The sequence below is a fragment of the Shinella sp. genome (assembly GCF_035998705.1).
Taxonomy (GTDB): domain Bacteria; phylum Pseudomonadota; class Alphaproteobacteria; order Rhizobiales; family Rhizobiaceae; genus Shinella.
Map to the genome: position 1 here is coordinate 543364 of NZ_DASYHH010000027.1, position 17793 is coordinate 561156.

Below are 17793 nucleotides of genomic sequence, written 5' to 3' on the forward strand. Positions count from 1 at the left end.
CTCCGCTCCCTGAAAACAAAGCGCGGCCCGGCATTGCGGGCGCGCGCGAACGGATGGGTCTTTTTACTGCGTGACCGTGTAGTCGACACCGTACCACTTGACCGACAGCTTGCTCAGCGTGCCATCGGCCCGGATCGCGTCCACGGCCTCGGCGATCTTCTCGCTCAGCTCCTTGTCGCCATGCTCGACGGCAACGGCAAGGGGCTCGAAGAAGACCGGCTTGCCGAGCTGCTTGATCGGATAGCCGGCCTTTTCCGCATCGAGAATGCTCGGCAACGTGGAAACGACGGCATCGAGGCGCGTTCCGTCGCCGAGACGCAGGTCGTCGAAGGCGGTGGTGGAGTTGGCGTAGGATTTCACCTCGCCCGCCTTGAACTCATAGGTGAACGGCGGCGCGCCGGCAGCATCCAGCGTCAGGTCCTGGTTGGCATAGGCTTCGAAGGTCGAGGTTGCCGTCACGCCGACGACCTTGCCTTCGAGATCGGAGAGCATTTCCGCCTTGCTGTCCTTGTGCACGGCGACGGCGGCGGGCGTGTAATAATAGACCGCCGGGAAATCGAAGATTTCGGCGCGCGCCTTCGTCGGCGTCATCGAGCCGACATGCATGTCCCAGCGGCCCTGCCACTTGCCGGCCGTGATGATGTCCCAGCCGGGCGTCACGAATTCGACGGAGACGCCGAGATGTTTGCCGATCTCCTTGGCGACGTCGATGTCGAAGCCGTCCATCTCGTTCTTGTCGTTGACGAAGGATTGCGGTGCCCAGTTGGCGTCGGTCGCGACCTTCAGGGTCTTGGCGGCGAGGACCCGGTCCAGAACGGCACCGGCCTGGGCCGGCACGGCGGCGAGCGAAAGCGAGAGAGAGGCGACGAGCGCCGCAAGTGTCGATGTCTTCATCATGTGTTTGTTCCCTCTGTCCATTGTCGTTTCTGTCGACGGCGCGGGTTCCTCTCCCTGCCGATGGTAACAATCTTGGGGCTTATCGCCCCTCCCCGTCTTCCGGCGTTCCCAAGCAGCGCGTGGCCCCTGGCTTCATCGAAATGACGGAAATCAAACCGTGCCTTCCCCGCCCATTTCCGCGCGGATGGCGCGGGCCACCCGGAACGCCTCCACGCCTGCCGGGACGCCGCAGTAGATCGCGATCTGGAGAAGGGCCGCCTGCAACTCCCTGTCCGACAGGCCGTTGCGGATGGCGCCGCGAAAATGGATGCCGAATTCATGCATGCGGTTGCTGGCGGCAAGCATGCCGAGGTTCAGCAGGCTGCGCTGCTTGAGGTCGAGGCCGCCGTCCGTCCAGGCCATGCCCCAGCAATATTCGTTGAGCAGGTCCTGCAAGGGTGCGGAAAAGGCATCTGTGCCTGCCCTTGCGCGATCGACATAGTCGTCGCCGAGCACGCGCCGCCGGACGGCTTCCCCGTCTTTGCGCAAAGTCTCATCCATGGGCGGCCTCCGTCTTCAGGACAAAATTATCGATGGTTTCGGCCACGATGCCCGGCGCCTCGATGAGGATGGAATGGCGCAAGCCCGGAAAAAGGGCGAGCTGCGATCCCGGGATGCGGTCGTGCATATAGCGGGCCATGCGCGGGTTGGAGCCGACATCCTCCTCGCCGGTGGCGATCAGGGTCGGGCAGCGGATCTGGTCGAGGAACCCGCCGAAATCCGTCTCGGCCAGCACCCGATAGGCGGCCGCATAGCAGTCCGGATCGTTTTCCGCATCCCGCGCCCGCAGCCAGGCGATCACGTCGGGATGTTTTTCCTGAAACGCCTCCGTCAGCCAGCGCGAGAGCGACGCGGTGTGGTGATCCGCCGGCGTTCCGGCCTGAAGCGCCGCGAGGCGGGCGAGGACGCGTTCCCGCTCCTCGGGCGTGCGGCCCGCAACCGTGGACAGCAGCACGAGCCGGCGCAGGCGCGGCAGATGCGTCAGCGCAAGACGTTGCGCGATCAGCCCGCCCAGCGAAAATCCCGCGAGATTGAAGGTCGGAAAGCCCGCTCTGTCGGCAAGCGCCAGCGTTTCGGCCACGAAGTCGTCGATCTCGTAGCGGCCCTTGACGCGGCTTGATCGGCCGTGACCGCGAAGGTCGAAGGTCAGGATCGTGAAGCGGTCCTTCAACCGCTCGACCACGCCGGACCAGGCCTCCAGATAGGAGCCGACGCCGTGGATGCAGACGAGCGGCTCGCCGCCATCGCCATCGATGCGATAGTTGAGCGTGACCTCGCCGACCGTGTGCTCTCGTGCCTCGCCCATGATCAGCCCCCCGCAGCCGCCCGCTTCCGGTCGTTCTCGCGCGCGGCGAAGACCGGCATGACCTCTTTTACGAAAAGCTCGATCGTGCGCTTCTGCAATTCGAAGGGCAGGTTGAAGGTGAGGCCGAGGCAATATTGGTCGACGCCTGCCGCTTCGAAGACCAGCAGCTTCTCGATCACCTCGTCCGGTGTGCCGAACATCAGGTTCTTGCGGATATTCTCCGGATTATAGTTCTCCTTGCCCTTGACCGCCTCGTAGGGCACCGCCTCGGGAAAGCCGTTCTGCACGGTGCCGGCATTCTGCATGAGGTTCTCGAAAGCGCGGCCATAATCCATGCTGTGCTGCACGGCCTTTTCCCAGCCGTCCGGCCGATCATAAACGCAGGTGCGCCGCTGCATCATGAAGCGCGGGCGCGGCACCTCCGGATGGTCGGCCACGGCCTTGTGGAACTTGTCGGAGAGCACCTGGATTTCGGCGGCAGGTGCCGAAAGCGGCGTCGACAGGATGCTGGCACCGTTCGCAATCGCCCAGTCGAAGGTGCCGGGATCGCGCGCGGCGACCCAGATGCGCGGATGCGGCTGCTGCAGGGGCTTCGGCACGGAGGTGGCGAGCGGGAACTTCCAGTAGTGCCCGTCATGGGCATAGTCGCCGGCCCAGAGCTTCTTTACCGCCGGCACGATCTCCTTCATGTAGGCGACGCCTTCCTGCTGCGGCATGCCGCCCGCCATCCGGTCGAACTCGTACTGATAGGAGCCGCGGGCGATGCCGAATTCCAGCCGGCCGTTCGTCAGGTGGTCGCAAAGTGCCGATTCGCCCGCCAGCCGGATCGGGTCCCAGTAGGGTGCCACCAGCGTCGAGGTGCCGAGCCGCAGCTGCTCGGTGTGCTGTGCCAGCCAGACGAGCGTCTGGAACGGATTGGGCGAGATCGTGCATTCGATCGTGTGATGCTCGGCGGTCCAGAGCATCTCGAAACCGCCCTCGTCCGCCATGCGGGCCAGCGTCAGCAGGTTGTTCTTCGCGGTCGCCATCGGCACATCCGGCGAGAAGCGTTCCATCGTGAGCGAGACTGCGAACTTCATGGTTCTGCCTTTCGATGCTTGTTACTTGAGGCGGATGACGAAGGGGTCCTGCATCGCGCCGGAATAGTCGATGATCACGTTCTTCAGCCGCGAGAATTCGTGCATCACCTCGAAACCGCCGCGCCGGCCGTAGCCGCTTTCCTTGAAGCCGCCATTGGCGGACATGAAGGAGGCGGAGCGATAGGTGTTGACCCAGACGGTGCCGGCCTCGATCTCGCTGGCGAAACGCAGCGCCCGGTCGATGTCCTTCGTCCAGATGCCGGAGGCGAGGCCGTAGCGCGTATCGTTGGCGAGCCGGATCATCTCCGCCTCGTCGCGGAACGGCATGACGCCGACCACCGGGCCGAACAATTCGTCGCGCATGAAGGTCATGTCGTTTTCGGCATCGACCATCACGGTCGGCTCGAAATACCAACCGCCGGGCGCAAGCCCATCCTTCTGCGGCCGCCGGCCGCCGGCTGCGACTTTCGCGCCCTCCTTCACGCCGGAGGCGACATAGGATTCGACCTTGGAAAGCTGGTCGGCGAGCGCCAGCGGGCCGATATCGGTGTCATCGCCGGTCGGAAGACCGACGCGGATACGCTGCGTGCGGGCGACGAGCGCGTCGATGAACCTGTCGTAGACGCTCGCCTCGACGAAGCAGCGCGAACCGGCAACACAGGTCTGCCCCGCCGCCGCGAAGACACCGGAGACGACGCCGTTCACCGCATGCTCGATATCGACGTCGCCGAAGACGACATGGGGCGACTTGCCGCCGAGTTCCATCGAGCACGGCACGAGGTTCTGCGCGGCGTTGCCGGCGATGCGGCGGCCGGTGGCGGTGCTGCCGGTGAAGACGTATTTCGCGACGCCCGGATGGCGCGTCAGCGCCTCGCCGGCGCTCTTGCCGGTACCCGTCACCACATTGACGACGCCGGCCGGGAAGCCTGCCTCGTGGATGAGTTTGGCCAGCGCCAGCGTGGAGGCCGTCGCATGTTCGGAAGGCTTGATGACGATGGTGTTGCCGATCGCAAGGCAGGGCGCCAGCGTGCCGGTCAGCAGCATCAGCGGCGAATTCCACGGCGTGATCATGCCGACGACGCCGAGCGGTTCGCGCAGGTTGATGTTCAGCGTGTCGAGCCGGTTGATCGGGATCGTGTCGCCCTGCAACTTGTCGGCCATGCCGGCGAAGTAGTGGTAGCTGTCCGACATGGCGCGCATCTGCGCCCGCGTCTCCTTGAGCAGCTTGCCGTTGTCGCGCGTCTCGATCTCGGCGAGCGCATCGGCATTGGCCCGCACGAGTTCGGCGAGACGCCGCACCAGCGCGCCGCGATCGGTCTGCGTCATGCGCCGCCAGTCGGGATTGCGGAAGGCGGCATTGGCAGCGGCGACGGCAGCCTCGACATCGTCCGCATCGGCCTCGGCAAATTCATACCAGGGCGCGCCCGTCGTCGGGTCGAAACTCTGGATGTAGTTGCCGTTCTTCGGGGCCAAGAACCGGCCGTCGATGAACAGCAGTTGGCGGGAGCCCTCGATGGAGCTGACTGTCGTCTTCATGTCATTGTCCTTGGTCTTGGGAGGCCTGGAGCCAGGCACGGGCTTCGCCGTCGATCATCGCGACACGGCCGCCGTCGTCGGAATCCATGTAGATGCCGAAGCGGCCCGCCAGCCGCTCGCGCCCGTAGCGCCGCAGCATGGAGCGCAGCTCATGGGTCGCGATCGTGTCATAGGGCAGGTCGTCGACGGGGAAGAAGCGAAGGCCGGCGGGAAGATTGCCCGCGGCGCCCTCGCCCGCCAGACGGGCGCGGTAGACGAGATAACCGGGATCGCTGTCGGCGACGTCGAAGACGGAATAGAGGAAGGTTTCCTCCGGCACGAGGCGCAGCGCATCGCCGCCGTCGAGCACCAGCTGGCTATCCGCCTTGCGCCGGCGCGCCGACGGCAACACCCAGCCACCCTTGCCGTCCGAGCGCAGCAGCAGACTGTCGCCCGCCTCGATGAGATAGCCGATGATCATGCCGTGCGAGGCGAGCCAGCCGGTGGGCAACGGGTCCTTCACGCTGGCGTAACGGCCACGGCAGAAACCGAGCGGCGCGGTGGGGCTTGTGCCGAAGGCGCGCACCTGGCCGATCAGGATGGCATGGTCGCCGGCATCCACCGCGCTGTGAAGGCTGCAATCGAACCAGGTCAGGCTATCGGTGAGAACCGGCGCACCCGTATGCACCCGGTCGTGGTTGACCGACTGGAACTTGTCCTGCGCCTTCGAGGCGAAGGTCGCCGATACGTCGACCTGTCCCTCATGCAGGATGTTGACCGCAAAACAGTCCGCCGCCTTGAACACCGCATAGCTGGATGCCGATTTGGCGACGCAGACGAGCAGCAGCGGCGGATCGAGCGACACGGAGGTGAAGGAATTCGCCGTCATGCCGCGCGGCGTGCCGTCGGCTTCGAGCGTGGTTATGACCGTCACGCCGGTGACGAAGGTGCCGAAGGCACGGCGCAGCGCGATCGGGTCGATCGGTGCATCCTGTGCTGCCGCTTGCTCCACCATCCCGACCTCCTCTCCGGTTCATTGAGAGGAAGCTACCGCCGCCGGCCGGCTGCTTCTTCCTCTGAGGTGAAGGAGAGTGGCAGAGAGTTCTCCTGCGCTTCGAAGGAGAGCCCGAAGGCGTCAGCGTTCGCTGAAGGCGTGGTTCTCGATGACGCCGTAGAGACGCAGGGCGAGCTCGACGGAAAAGCGTCTTTCCGCCGTTTCGACATCGATGCCGAAGAGCTCCTGGATGCGCGAAAGCCGGTAGCGCAGCGTCGTCACATGCAGGCCGAGGCGGTCGGCGCAGGCCTGGCTGCGGCAGCCCTCCTCGAGATAGGCCGACAGCGTTTCGAGATAGGGCGTGCCGTTCTCCCGGTCGTGTTCGGCAATGGCGCCGATGCTTTCGCGGACGAAACTGCGCACGTCGCCCACATCGGCGGCGGAAACGAGCATGGGCAGCGGACCGAAATCCTGCGTGGAGAGCGCCCCCGTCAGCCCGAACGACCGGCCGATGCGGATCATCCGGCTGCACCGTTCCCAGGCGGCGGGGTAATCTTCCAGCCCGGCACAGCGGTTTCCGGCGACGATGACCGGCGCCTCGTCGAAATAGCGGCCCAGTTCATCGGCCATGCGGCGCATGAGTTTCGTCGTGCGCTCCTGCTTTCGCCCCGCCTCGTGCGGCACGAGGCAGACGACACCGCCATCGATGGCGACGAGGCTCGCTTCCAGCGAAGCCTGCCGCAGGATGCGCGACAGGGTGTGCTCGACATCGACGGACCCGCCGCCGAAAGCCTTCGCCTTTTCCGGAAAATCGACGACGATCATCTGCTGGGGCGCGGAAAAATCCAGCCCGAGGCGCGTGGCGCGCTGGGTGACATCCGCGGCATCGCGCCAGCGCCGTTCGACGACTTCGAAAAACAGCTCGCTTTGCGTGCGCGTCTCGAAACGAAAGCGCAGGAAGGAACGCATCATCTGCACGCTGAGCGCAAACTTGGCGCTGTCGAGCATGAGCTGGTCCAGTTCGCCCTCGGCGACGGCGCCCGGAAAGATGACGAGCGCGCCGACCAGCTGCCGGTCGACCGTCAGGGCTTCGATCCGCGCGGAGACACGCAGCCGCCGCGTGCCGTCATCCAGCAGGATCGCCGCCGTTTCCAGGGTGCCGCGTTCGACGGCATCGCGTGCCGCCTTGATGAGTGTGCGGGAAAAGACCGTCGGGGCCGCTGCCTGCCATGCCGCATCGTCGAAGTCCGCCGTAAGCGGCGAGCGCCCGGCGATCACCTGGTTGACGGTGAAATCGACGACAACCAGCGGATTGGGCAGCAGCCTGCCGACCATCGCGGCAAGCGAGGAGACGGAGCCGTCGCTGAGCACGTGTTCCAGCAGCGACGTATGCGCGGTGAGCGCCCGGTCCAGCCGATCGGACGCCCGTTTTTCCGCCGCGAGGCGATGCTGCTTTTCCACTGCGATCGCGCCGAGATGGATGATCGTTCCGAGAAAGGCGAGATCGTCTTCCGTGACCTCCGTCACCGTGCGGGCGATGACGCTCAGCACCATCGGCCGGCCCTCGGCGTCGGCGCAGTTCATCGGCATGACCAGCACGGTGCGGTAATCCCGCTCGAAGGCCTCCTTGCGGTAGCCGGGAAACTCCGCGCTTTCGCGCGCATCGCGCAGATAGACCGGCTCGTTGCGCTGGAGCGCGATCAGCGACGGGCTGGTCGCCAGTTCCCAGCGGTCGGGCAGCTCGCGCTGGATGAGTGTCGGATCATGCCGCACGATGACATGGGCATAACCATGCGCGGCATCGATGCCCATGATGGAGCCAAGCGCCCAGTTCGCATGCCGGCAGGCAGCCGCAATCAGGTGCTGCAGCACGGTCGTCAGGTCGCCGCCGCTGTTGATCTGGCTGGCAACGTCGCGAAGCGACAGTATCCGTGATTTCTGGTCCAACCCGCAGCGCACTCCCATCTGAGCCCGCGATAATGCGGCGCAAAACTAGCGAATGCTACTTGTTTTCGGAGGAGGAAGGCTGCTCCGTTTCCTCTGAATGATAGGAGGATCGCTAGCCCCTGCACGCTAGGTTGAGGAAACGGTCAACACACGGCGGAAAAGACATGGCGCTCGGCATCAGAAAGATCTGCACCTTCCTCGAGGAAACCCACATCGAGGGCGGCAAGGCCGCGCCGCGTCCCCTGAATATCGTCGTGGTGGCCGCCATTATTCAAAATCCATGGGCGGGCAAGGGTTTCGTCGAGAACCTGCGGCCCGAGATCATCGACATTGCGGGGCCGTTGAGCGAGGAGATGACCCGCCGGCTGCTGGCGCAGATGCCGGCAGACAAAATCGAGGCGTGCGGCAAGGCGGCCGCGGTCGGCGTCAACGGCGAAATCGAGCATGCCTCGGCGATGATCCATACGCTGCGTTTCGGCAATCCCTTCCGCCATGCGATCGGTGGCACGAACTATCTGGAATTCGCCAATACGCGCAACGCGCCCGGCGCCTTGCTCTCCTTGCCGATGATGCACAAGAGCGAAAACGGCAAGCGCTCCCACTTCCTCACCGCCAATTTCCAGATTGCCGATGCGCCGCATCCCGACGAGATCGTCATTGCCATCGCCGCCGCCGACGGCGGCCGCCCGCACGCCCGCATCGCCGACCGGTTCCAGGATATTGCGGAAATGGAGGCAGAGCTCGCACAGGGCTAAGGCTTGCGGCTTGAAACATGTAGTGTCGGAATCTCGTTTGGCTGATCGTCTTCAAGACGGACAGACCAGGGAGAACGACAATGACGATCACCATCACCGCCTTTGAAAGCTCGCCCGATCGCGGCAGGGGCCTGGCGCGCGACATGCGCGTTCGCTGGGCGCTCGAAGAAGTGGGGCAGCCTTACGACGTACGGCTTGTTTCGTTCAAGGCGATGAAGCAACCGGCGCATCTGGCACTTCAGCCTTTCGGGCAGATCCCGACCTATGAGGAAGGCGACCTGGCTCTGTTCGAGTCCGGCGGCATCGTGCTCCATATCGCGGAGCACCATCCGGGCCTGCTGCCGGAGGATGCGAATGCCCGGGCGCGCGCCATCACCTGGATGTTTGCCGCGCTCAGCACGGTGGAGCCGCCGATCGTCGAGCGCGAAGCCGCCCACTATGCGGAGCGCGACAAGGCCTGGCACGAGGCGCGCCAGCCCATCCTCAAGGGTCGTATCCGTGACCGGCTGGACCCGCTTTCCAGCCGGCTCGGCGATGCCGACTGGCTCGACGGCGCGTTCAGTGCCGCCGACCTCCTGATGGTGACGGTGCTGCGCCGCTTGGAAGGCCCGGATATCCTGGGCGATTATCCAGCCCTCGCGGCCTATATCGCCCGCGGCCAGGCGCGACCTGCCTACAAACGTGCTTTCGCCGCTCAGCTGGCGGTGTTCACCGCCACGAGCCCCGCTTTCGAATAACCGACGGCTTCTGTGCGGCGACGTTTGTCTGTCGCTTTTCCTCGCAGTGCCGGGCGCAAGCCTCTTCACGCACAGATTTGGAAGAGCCTAGCCGGCGCGCTCGGTGGCCTCTCCCGCCGTCACCGGGGTTTCTTCCGGAGAGCGCGTGTTCCGGAAGAACTCCCACATGCGGCCGGTCGCGTCCCGTTCGGAGGTCACTTTCCCGTTTGCGTCGAAGGTACGGAACAGCACGCTGCGGGCCGGCCAGTCGTGGGTGTTTTCCTTGAGCAGATAGGATGTGATGCGCGCACCGCTCGCGCAGGTATCGAAGGACAGCGCCGTCATCGCTGCATCGGTGAGGACGTCGCCCTTGGCCTCGCACTTGTCCAGCTCCGCCCAGCGCCGCAGCGCAGCTTCGCCACCATATTGCCAATAGGGCCTGCCGCCGCCGACAAAGGGATTGGTGACGTCCTTCATGCCGGAGAAGGCGATGATGGAGATCGGATTGCCGGGATTGCACGATGCGACATCCGGCTGCCAGACGCCATCGCGCTCCACCGGGTAGCCGGCGCGCAGGCCCATGACGAAGCCGGCGGCGGCGAAGTCCGGATGCCCATTGCAGATATATTGCGACAGCATGCGACCGCCACCGGAATAACCGGAGGCGTAAATGCGTGTCGGGTCGACGCAGAAAGTGTCCTTCACCGTCTTGATGGCATCCTTGATGTAGCGCTCGTCGTCGTGCGTGCCGCCCTTCGTCACGCCCGGCACGTTCCAGGCATGCGTGCCCTTGTACTGCCCGTCGAGGCTGCCCTGCAGCGCGATCGCCACGAAGCCTTCATGTTCGGCGACGGCATCCCAGCCGCTGCGGCGAAACTGCCCGGCCGGACCGGAATTGCTGCCGTGAAAATCGAAGACGACGGCGAGCCTGGTCTTGCCGTCATAGGCAGCCGGAACATGGGCCAGCGCCGGCCGCTCGATGCCGCCGGTTTTTACCGTGAATTCCATCTGGCCGGGTGCAATGGGCTGGCCGCAGCCTGCTGCAAAAGCGGGGCCTGCAAGGCCGAGAGCGAGAAGCAGTCCCATCGCTGTCACGCGGATAGAACCTTCAGGCCGCACGCGGCCAAGCAGACGAACTATATCCATCAAAACGCCCTGTGAGTGCTGGTCTGTATCGGCTGGCACTGCCGTTCCTAATACAGGAACAGTTTACGCAAGGTATTGATGGTGCTGCCGTTGCACGTTGGATGCCGTGTCGTCTCCGGCATGTCAAGGCGCTGACCTAGAATTCACTAGTCAGGCCCCTTCCTCCTCTACGCATCCTTGCGCTTCAGCCTGATGGAGACAAGCAAACCGAGCACAAGACCGAAGACGACGAGGTTGATCAGTGTCGAGAGCGCATAGAGTTCCGGCTTGACGCCGTAGCGCAAAGCGCCCCAGGCGACCGACGGCATCGTTGGCGTTGCGCCCAGCAGATAGAAGGAGATGTCGAGACCGTTGAGCGACAGCACGAAGGCCGTGATGAGGCTGCCCATGATGGCCGGCCAGGTGATCGGCAGCATGATCTCCAGGAAGGAGCGCACGGGTGACGCACCACAGACGATGGCCGCCTCGTTCATCCGCCAATCGTATTTGTAGAGCATGGCCGCCATGATGAGGAAACAGAAGCTGAAACAATGCACGGCATTGGCGATGATCGCCGTCACCATGTTTCCCTGCAATTCGAACAGCAGATAGTAGAGCGCCATGCTGGAAATGCCGAGCATGATCTCCGACACGAAGAGCGGCGCGGCAAACAGGATGGCGTAGAACAGCGCCCTGCGGCCGCCGAACCGGAGCACCCCGATCGTCGCGAGGAACCCCAGCACCGTCGACAGCACCGCCGTGCACGAGGCGAGCAGCAGGCTGTTGAGGAAGGCACTTTGATAGACGGTGTTGTTGGACAGCCGCACATAGCTCGCGACATTGAACTCCGGCGGATAGGGGAAGTTCGGCCGGCTCGACAGCGAGGCGAAGAGGATGTGGACGATCGGCATATACAGGAAGGCGAAGACCAGGATCACGAAGGCTGCGAGCAGCCATTTGGCGATGGCATCGGAAACATGCGGGTTCATCTTACTGCCTCCCCATTCCGGTAAATCCGGTCCTGCGCAGATCGACGCCGAAGCTGAGGATCGCAAGCGCCAGCGCCGAAAACAAGAACAACACGACGCCCATGGCCGCACCCAGCGCCCAGGTGCCGGACTCGCCGAATTGCTGCGACATCGACATGCCGTAGAGCGTGCCGTTCGGTCCGCCGAGAAAACGCGGCACCAGCGAGGCCGACAGCGTCGGGATGAAGGCCAGCATGAAGCCGACGAGCGTGCCGGACAGGTTGAGCGGCCAGACGACCTCGGTGAACACCCGCAAGCGGTTGGCGCCGCAGGCATTGGCGGCGTGAGCGAGGCGGAAATCGAAGTTGATCAGAGAAAGATAGACCGTGGTGACCACCAGCGGCAGGTAGAGATAGATGAAGGCGATGAACGAGGCGACGTTCGAATACATGATCAGCCGCAGCGGTGCCGCCCCCATCCGCACCAGCATGCCGTTGACGAGGCCGGCCGGCCCCAGCATGCCCTGAAGCGCGATCAGCCGCAGCACTTCGCCGGACAGGAACGGGATGACGAGCAGCAGCGACAGGATGATCCGGTAGCGGCCGCCATAACGCACAATGAAATAGGCGATCGGCCAGGCCATGACGACAAGGGTGACCGAGACGCCGACCGCCATCGTCAGCGACCGCAGGAAGAAGGTGATATAGGCCCCCTCCGTCGCCAGCGTGACATAGTTGTTGAGCGTCAGTTCACGCACGATCTTGTAGTTCTCCGTCTGCCAGAAGCTGAGCACGACGAGCGCGATGAGCGGGAAGACGAAGAAGAACAGCAGGAAGCCGCTCGGAACGTAGAGCAGCAGGCGCTGGCGCAGCGAAACGTTTGGCATCGTCAGCTCCCCCCCTTGAAGATGTGGCAATCGGACGGCGCCCAGGAAAGCAGGACACGCTCCTGAATGGGCAGCGGGTCGTTGCGCTTCGGCTTGACGACGATCACCGTATCGCCGCGATCGGTCTCCAGGATATATTCGAGAAAAGGCCCGCGCAGCACGATATCGGACACCGTGCAGACGATGCCGCTGCCGCCAGCGGATTTCGGGCTCAGGTCGAAGCGCTCGTTCTTGACGAACACGTCGAGCGCATCGCCGGGCCGAAACTTTTCCTGCGGGGGCAGCGGGAATTCATGGTCGTAGCGGGCGACCCGCACCGTCTTGCCGTCCGGCGTCACCGTGCCCTGGAATTTCGTCGACTTGCCGACGAATCGGGCGACGAAGGGCGTCGGAGGATTGTCGTAGATCGCCTGGCGTACATCCAGTGCCTCCAGCCGGCCATTGTGGATCACGGCGATCCGGTCGCTCATGCTGAGCGCTTCTTCCTGGTTGTGCGTGACATAGATGAAGGGGATGCCGAGCTGCTTCTGGTAGCGGCGGATCTCGACCTCCATTTCCTGGCGCAGTTCACGATCGAGATTGGCCAGCGGCTCATCGAGCAGCAGCAATGTCGGCCGGGCGATGAGACCGCGGCCAAGCGCGACGCGCTGCTGCTGGCCGCCGGAAAGCTGGCTCGGATACCGATCGAGCAGCGCCGTCAGCGACAGGATGCCGGCCGCCCATTCGAGCCGCTCGTCGATCAAAGCCTGCGGCTCCCGGCGCATGCGCAGCGGAAAGGCGAGGTTCTCGCGCACCGTCCGGTGCGGGAAGAGCAGGAACTCCTGAAACACCATGCCGATGCCGCGCTTGTGGGGCGGCAGCCCGGTGACGTCCTTGCCTTCGAAACTGATATGGCCCTCGGTCGGCCGGTCGAGGCCGGCGATCAGCCGGAGCAGCGTGCTCTTGCCCGATCCGCTCGGCCCGAGGATGGCGATGAACTCCTCCTTGGCGATGTCGAGGGTGACGCTGTCCAGCGCCTTTACCGCGCCGTAGCGGCGCGAAACATTGTCAATCCGGATATAGGAATCGCTTTGTCGCATGACATGGACCTGTGCTCATGAGATGGGGGCCAGGGCGTGAAAGCCGCCCCGGCCGCCGTATCTGGGAGGGTGGAATACGGGCAGGTCACGCCGCCTGTACGTTCGACCATACACGTTCCCACTTTTCAGGAGAGGACGGCTGGTCGAACATGAAGAGGTCGGCGATCTCGCTCGAACGGTCCATGAGGAAGAGCTTGCGCTCGTCCTCCGTCGATATGGCGCGCAGGTCGACCGTGGTCGAGCAACCCGCCACTTCGCCGATCTTCTTCATCACCGGCGCCGAGATCATGATGTCGATGAAGTTGTAGCAGAGGTCGAGCTTCGGCCCGTCCTCGACGCCGGACGTGACCAGCCAGGTATCGACCCAGCCGAGCCCGCCTTCCTTCATCTTGAGCGCATGGCGGAAGTCGACGGCCGGAGCGCCTTGGCTTTCAGCCGTCAGCAACTGGCGGAAGACCTGCGCGAACTCGGTGGCGGCCACCACGGCGCCGCTTTGCAGCAGCTGGAAGAGCGTCGGATTGTCCTGGTAGCGGGTGAGCAGCAATGCCTTCTGCTGGACGAGCAGTTTCTCGATCTCGGCAAGCTCCTCGTCGGTCAGCACATAGGGGTTGAACGGCTTGCCGTCCGGCCGGGGCTTGGTGCGGCTGCCCAGGCGATCGGTGACCAGAAGAGCCGCGAGCGCGATGTTCTCCTCGAAGCGGGAGCTGGTCGAAAGCATGCCGGAGTAATCGGCATTGAACATGCATTCGAGCGTCTCGGTCTTTTCCGGCGCCACCTTGCCGGCGTCATAGGTGATGCCATAGGCGCCCCAGCAGAAGGGAAAGCCGATCTTCCCGCCCGATTCCGGCTCGGAAAGCACGTCGAAGGCCGCGGCCTGGAACTCCGGCAGGTAGCCGCCGGCATTGGGCACCTTGGCGTAATCGACCGTGCGCAGCAGTTTTTCGCGATAGTAGAGCTGCGGCCAGAAGCCGTCGGCCTGGACCAGGTCGAATTCCTTGGAGCCGCCGACGCGCAGCTTGTTATAGGCCTCGGAATTGCCGTCGAAGAAGGTCGGGACGAACTTGACCTTGTTGGTCTCCTCGAAGGCGGTGATCTGGTCGGGCAGAAGATAGGCCTCCCACATCAGCGCGCGGACCTGGTCCGGTGCCGCCCAGGACGGCCGTATGAAAGGCATGGCAAGCGCCGCCGTGGTGCCGGCGGCGAGAACGGATCGGCGTGTGAACTTCCTGTCGAACATTGTCGTGATCCCCTTTGTTGGTCTTGCTGAACAGCGTCGCGTGCTTCGGCACGTCTTGTCATTCCCAATGCTTCCGGCAGACTTACCGCCGGAAGCTTATTTTCGGATAAAAAGGTCAGGCGATGCCATCCGCTTCGATCGAGCCCAGCACCTCGTCGAGCACGTCGAGCGCGTGGGCCATGTCCTCCATGGAGCAATCCAGCGGAGGCTTGACCTTGATCAGGTTGCCGAGGCCGGCATAGCGGCTTTCGCCGAACAGCACACCACGGTCGACACCCCGGCGATAGACCTCTGCGGCGGCCGCACGCGCCGGCTCCTTGCTGTCGCGATCCTTGACCAGCTCGATCGACACGAAGAGGCCCGGCCCCCGGACATCGCCGATCAGCTTGCGGCGCCCCGCCATCTCATGAAGGCGGCCGGTGGCATAGTCCCCGAGCGCATGCGCCTTCTCGCAAAGCCCGTCGCCGATGATCGCATCCACCGTGGCGACCGCGGCGGCCATCGCAACCGGGAAGGAACCGAAGGTGAGCGCATCCTCGCCGGAATCGAACTTTTGCAGCTTGTCGCTGGCGAAGATGCCGGCCAGCGGGAAGCCGCCGCCGATGCCCTTGCCGAAGGTCATGATATCGGGAACGATGCCGTAGAAATCGGCTGCGAACATCTTGCCGGTGCGGCCGAAGCAGCTCTGGATTTCATCCCAGATCAGCAGGATGCCGCGACGGTCGCAGATCTCGCGAACGCCTTGCAGGTAGGAATGCGGCAGCACGATATGGCCGCCATTGCCCATGATCGGCTCCATCATGATCGCGGCGACACCGCCATCGACGCCCCTGTCGATCGCATCTTCGAGCAGCGACAGGCAGAGCTGCACGTCGGTCTCGGGATCGAGCCCGAGGCGCGGCCGGTACGGATCGGGATGCGGCACGCGGGTGAAGCGCGGCGAGATTGGCAGGAAGGGATTGTTCGGGTGCGGCCAGCTTGCCGCCATCGTGGTGATCGAGCGGCCGTGATAGGCGTCCTGCAGGACGATCAGGTTCTGCGCGCCGGGGCGGTTCTTGAAGGCGAGCTTGATTGCCATTTCGACCGCGAGGCTGCCATGCAGCGCATAACCGATGCGATTGAGATCGTCGGGCGAGATCTCGCGCAGCTTGGACGTCAGCGTCAAGAGCGGCTTGGTGTTGAAGTTCGGCCGCGCATGGGTGATTTCCCGGAGCTGGGCGATCGCCGCTTCGACGACACGGGGATCGTTGGCACCGAGATTGTTCGACCAGGCCTGCGAGGTACAATCGAGGTAACGATTGCCCTTGTCGTCCCAGACATGGGAGCCGCGCGCCCGAACGAGCATGATCTTGGTGTTGTCCCCTTCGACCGGATCGTGGATCAGCGAGCGCTTCCCCTCCTCGATCCGATATTCGTCCGATTTTACAGCCGTTTGTGCGACATTCATGGTTTTTTCCTCTCACCTTTTATGAGCGCGATTACCCCATGAAAGCGCGTTGACAACAAGGACGATTAGCGAAAGGATTAATTCATGGCGCTTATGAATATCCAGCTACGGCACGTCCGCTGCCTGCTTGCCGTCGCGGGCGAGAGGAGCTTTGCGCGCGCCGCCGAAAAGCTCGCGGTCTCGCAGCCGGCGCTGTCGCAAACCATCAGCCAGCTCGAGGAGACGCTGGGCTTCGAAATCTTCCAGCGCACGACGCGTAGCGTCACCCTGACGAAAGATGGCGAGGCACTTTGCGAATATGCCCAGAAGCTCAACCGGGCGATGGAGAGTTTTTACAGGGACGTAAAGTCGCTCCAGCTCTCCGTGCACAATTCCCTGCGGGTCGGCTATCTCATCGGCACGGCGGTGGAATTCATCCCGAAGATCACCCAGGAATTCGAGCGCCGGTTTCCCAATGCCACGCTGGAATTCATCGAATACGACTTCAACAACCCGGATGCGGGCCTTGCCAGCGGAAAGGTCGACTGCGGCATCTTCCGCCCGCCGGTCGATACGACCAATATCAACATCGTCGAGATCGCGCGGGAACGGTGCGTCGCCTGCCTGCCGGACGGCCATCCGCTCAGCCTGCAAGAGACCGTCGAGGTGGAACAACTGCTCGACGAGCCCTTCATCGCGGCGCCAGGCTCAGGCATCTGGCGCGACTATTGGCTGGCCGGCCAGTACCGCAACGGCCGCGAGGCCCGCGTCGTCTTCGAAGCGGCGACGGTGGATTCCGAATTGCAGGCGGTCGCCATGCGCAAGGGCATCAGCATCACGGCGGAAAGCACCGCCCGCTTCTACGCCCGTCCCGGCGTCGCCTTCCGCACGATCACCAACATGGACGAATGCGTCATCGCCATCGGTTACAAACATCCGGCAAACCCGCTCGTCAGGGAGCTTATCGACGTCGCGCGATCCGTCGCCCGCTAGAACAACAGCTCCCCCATGGACAGCCTCCGAAGTGCCACGGCGATATTGGCGACCAGCGCTTCTTTTTCGGACCATGAAGAGCGCCGTCGCTGCGGTCTGTCCGGCATGCGTAAGGCCGGCAGCCCGCTATTTCGCGCCTTCGGCCGTCCGCCTCGAATTCTCCACAGCCAGCGCGCCGACATCGCTGAGCCTGTAGACGCCCTTGTCGACCTTCTCGAACCAGCCATAGTAGTTTTTGAGCAGGATCTGGCCGGCGGTGGGCACGATCGGCTTGAGGTCGCGCGGCCGTTGCGGGCCATCGGCCATGGCGGCGGCGCAGGCGAGCGCCTGCTGGCGGTAGGCCGTCATGATCGGCACCTTCGTCGAACCGCCGAGCGCCGGATCGCCGGCGCGCTTGCGGTGCTCCTTGACCAGCCGTGTGCGGCGCTTCGGGTTGCTGCGGGGCATGGGGGATACCGAGCTCACGATGACGCTCACCTCGCCGGCATCCGAAACCCCAAGCATGCCAAACCCGAGCCGGCGGCAGAGGTCGCGATACCGCCGATCGCTCTCCCGCCCTCTGCCCTTGGCGGAAATGCGGGCCGCAATCCACACCTCGTCGGCCACCGCGGCGCGATCGACGGCTTGCAGGATCAGTTCGAGATTGAAGACGAGCTTCAATTCGCCGATGACCACCAAGGTCGGATCGCCCTCGCTCAATCCGACGAGATCACAGCCGCCGATTTCGCCCTTGACGGTATAACCGGCGCTCTCGAGAAAGTTTTTGATCGGGAGGTAAAGCGAAGTTTCCATGTCGGCCTGAAATCCATGTCGGAAACGCCAATAGCACCG

General features: G+C 64.0%; 17 protein-coding genes. 3 read left to right on the plus strand and 14 right to left on the minus strand.

Features of this window, described 5'->3' with window-relative positions:
* Positions 1-63: 63 nt before the first annotated feature.
* The 7 genes from VGN93_RS25710 to VGN93_RS25740 all read right to left on the minus strand — a co-directional run bounded on the left by VGN93_RS25710 (position 64) and on the right by VGN93_RS25740 (position 7777).
* On the minus strand, positions 64-897 hold the full coding sequence (locus VGN93_RS25710; protein ID WP_327509811.1) for a transporter substrate-binding domain-containing protein: 834 nt from the start codon (positions 895-897) through the stop codon (positions 64-66).
* A gap of 150 nt (positions 898-1047) precedes the next feature.
* Positions 1048-1437, minus strand: a complete 390-nt coding sequence (locus VGN93_RS25715; RefSeq protein WP_327509812.1) for a carboxymuconolactone decarboxylase family protein — start codon at positions 1435-1437, stop codon at positions 1048-1050.
* Positions 1430-2242: an alpha/beta fold hydrolase gene (locus tag VGN93_RS25720; RefSeq protein ID WP_327509813.1), complete on the minus strand. Its 813-nt coding sequence runs from the start codon at positions 2240-2242 to the stop codon at positions 1430-1432. The genes VGN93_RS25715 and VGN93_RS25720 overlap by 8 nt, the downstream gene beginning before the upstream one ends.
* A gap of 2 nt (positions 2243-2244) precedes the next feature.
* Complete coding sequence (locus VGN93_RS25725) at positions 2245-3321, minus strand: LLM class flavin-dependent oxidoreductase (protein ID WP_256114965.1); 1077 nt, start codon at positions 3319-3321, stop codon at positions 2245-2247.
* Between the two features lie 21 nt (positions 3322-3342).
* Entirely contained in the window at positions 3343-4857 is a 1515-nt protein-coding gene (locus VGN93_RS25730) for an aldehyde dehydrogenase (RefSeq protein WP_327509814.1), read from the minus strand.
* 1 nt (position 4858) lies between these two features.
* On the minus strand, positions 4859-5851 hold the full coding sequence (locus VGN93_RS25735) for a flavin reductase (RefSeq protein ID WP_327509815.1): 993 nt from the start codon (positions 5849-5851) through the stop codon (positions 4859-4861).
* Positions 5852-5971: 120 nt separating this feature from the next.
* Positions 5972-7777, minus strand: coding sequence for a helix-turn-helix domain-containing protein (locus tag VGN93_RS25740; protein ID WP_327509816.1), 1806 nt, complete (start codon positions 7775-7777; stop codon positions 5972-5974).
* A gap of 164 nt (positions 7778-7941) precedes the next feature.
* Here VGN93_RS25740 and VGN93_RS25745 point away from each other — a divergent pair, with 164 nt between their 5' ends.
* A complete protein-coding gene (locus VGN93_RS25745; RefSeq protein WP_327509817.1) occupies positions 7942-8532 on the plus strand; it encodes an amino acid synthesis family protein in 591 nt (196 codons plus the stop codon).
* Positions 8533-8612: 80 nt separating this feature from the next.
* Positions 8613-9269 (plus strand): glutathione S-transferase family protein, encoded by a 657-nt coding sequence (locus VGN93_RS25750; RefSeq protein ID WP_327509818.1) that lies wholly within the window; start codon positions 8613-8615, stop codon positions 9267-9269.
* A gap of 87 nt (positions 9270-9356) precedes the next feature.
* Here VGN93_RS25750 and VGN93_RS25755 read toward each other — a convergent pair whose 3' ends face one another.
* From VGN93_RS25755 to VGN93_RS25780, 6 genes are all read right to left on the minus strand, one after another.
* Positions 9357-10394 carry a polyhydroxybutyrate depolymerase gene (locus VGN93_RS25755; RefSeq protein ID WP_327509819.1) on the minus strand — a complete coding sequence of 346 codons (1038 nt, stop codon included), beginning with the start codon at positions 10392-10394 and terminating at the stop codon, positions 9357-9359.
* Between the two features lie 167 nt (positions 10395-10561).
* Complete coding sequence (locus VGN93_RS25760) at positions 10562-11362, minus strand: ABC transporter permease (protein ID WP_327509820.1); 801 nt, start codon at positions 11360-11362, stop codon at positions 10562-10564.
* 1 nt (position 11363) lies between these two features.
* Positions 11364-12227, minus strand: coding sequence for an ABC transporter permease (locus VGN93_RS25765; RefSeq protein WP_327509821.1), 864 nt, complete (start codon positions 12225-12227; stop codon positions 11364-11366).
* Between the two features lie 2 nt (positions 12228-12229).
* Complete coding sequence (locus tag VGN93_RS25770) at positions 12230-13306, minus strand: ABC transporter ATP-binding protein (protein WP_327509822.1); 1077 nt, start codon at positions 13304-13306, stop codon at positions 12230-12232.
* Positions 13307-13391: 85 nt separating this feature from the next.
* A complete protein-coding gene (locus tag VGN93_RS25775) occupies positions 13392-14543 on the minus strand; it encodes a hypothetical protein (RefSeq protein ID WP_327509823.1) in 1152 nt (383 codons plus the stop codon).
* Positions 14544-14658: 115 nt separating this feature from the next.
* Positions 14659-15990: an aspartate aminotransferase family protein gene (locus VGN93_RS25780; protein ID WP_327509824.1), complete on the minus strand. Its 1332-nt coding sequence runs from the start codon at positions 15988-15990 to the stop codon at positions 14659-14661.
* 84 nt (positions 15991-16074) lie between these two features.
* Between VGN93_RS25780 and VGN93_RS25785 the strand changes: the two genes are divergently transcribed.
* Positions 16075-16962, plus strand: a complete 888-nt coding sequence (locus VGN93_RS25785; protein WP_319312491.1) for a LysR family transcriptional regulator — start codon at positions 16075-16077, stop codon at positions 16960-16962.
* A 126-nt stretch (positions 16963-17088) separates the two neighbouring features.
* On the opposite strand, the gene VGN93_RS25790 is transcribed toward VGN93_RS25785, so the two are convergent.
* Entirely contained in the window at positions 17089-17754 is a 666-nt protein-coding gene (locus VGN93_RS25790) for a DUF2161 domain-containing phosphodiesterase (RefSeq protein WP_327509825.1), read from the minus strand.
* Positions 17755-17793: the final 39 nt, after the last annotated feature.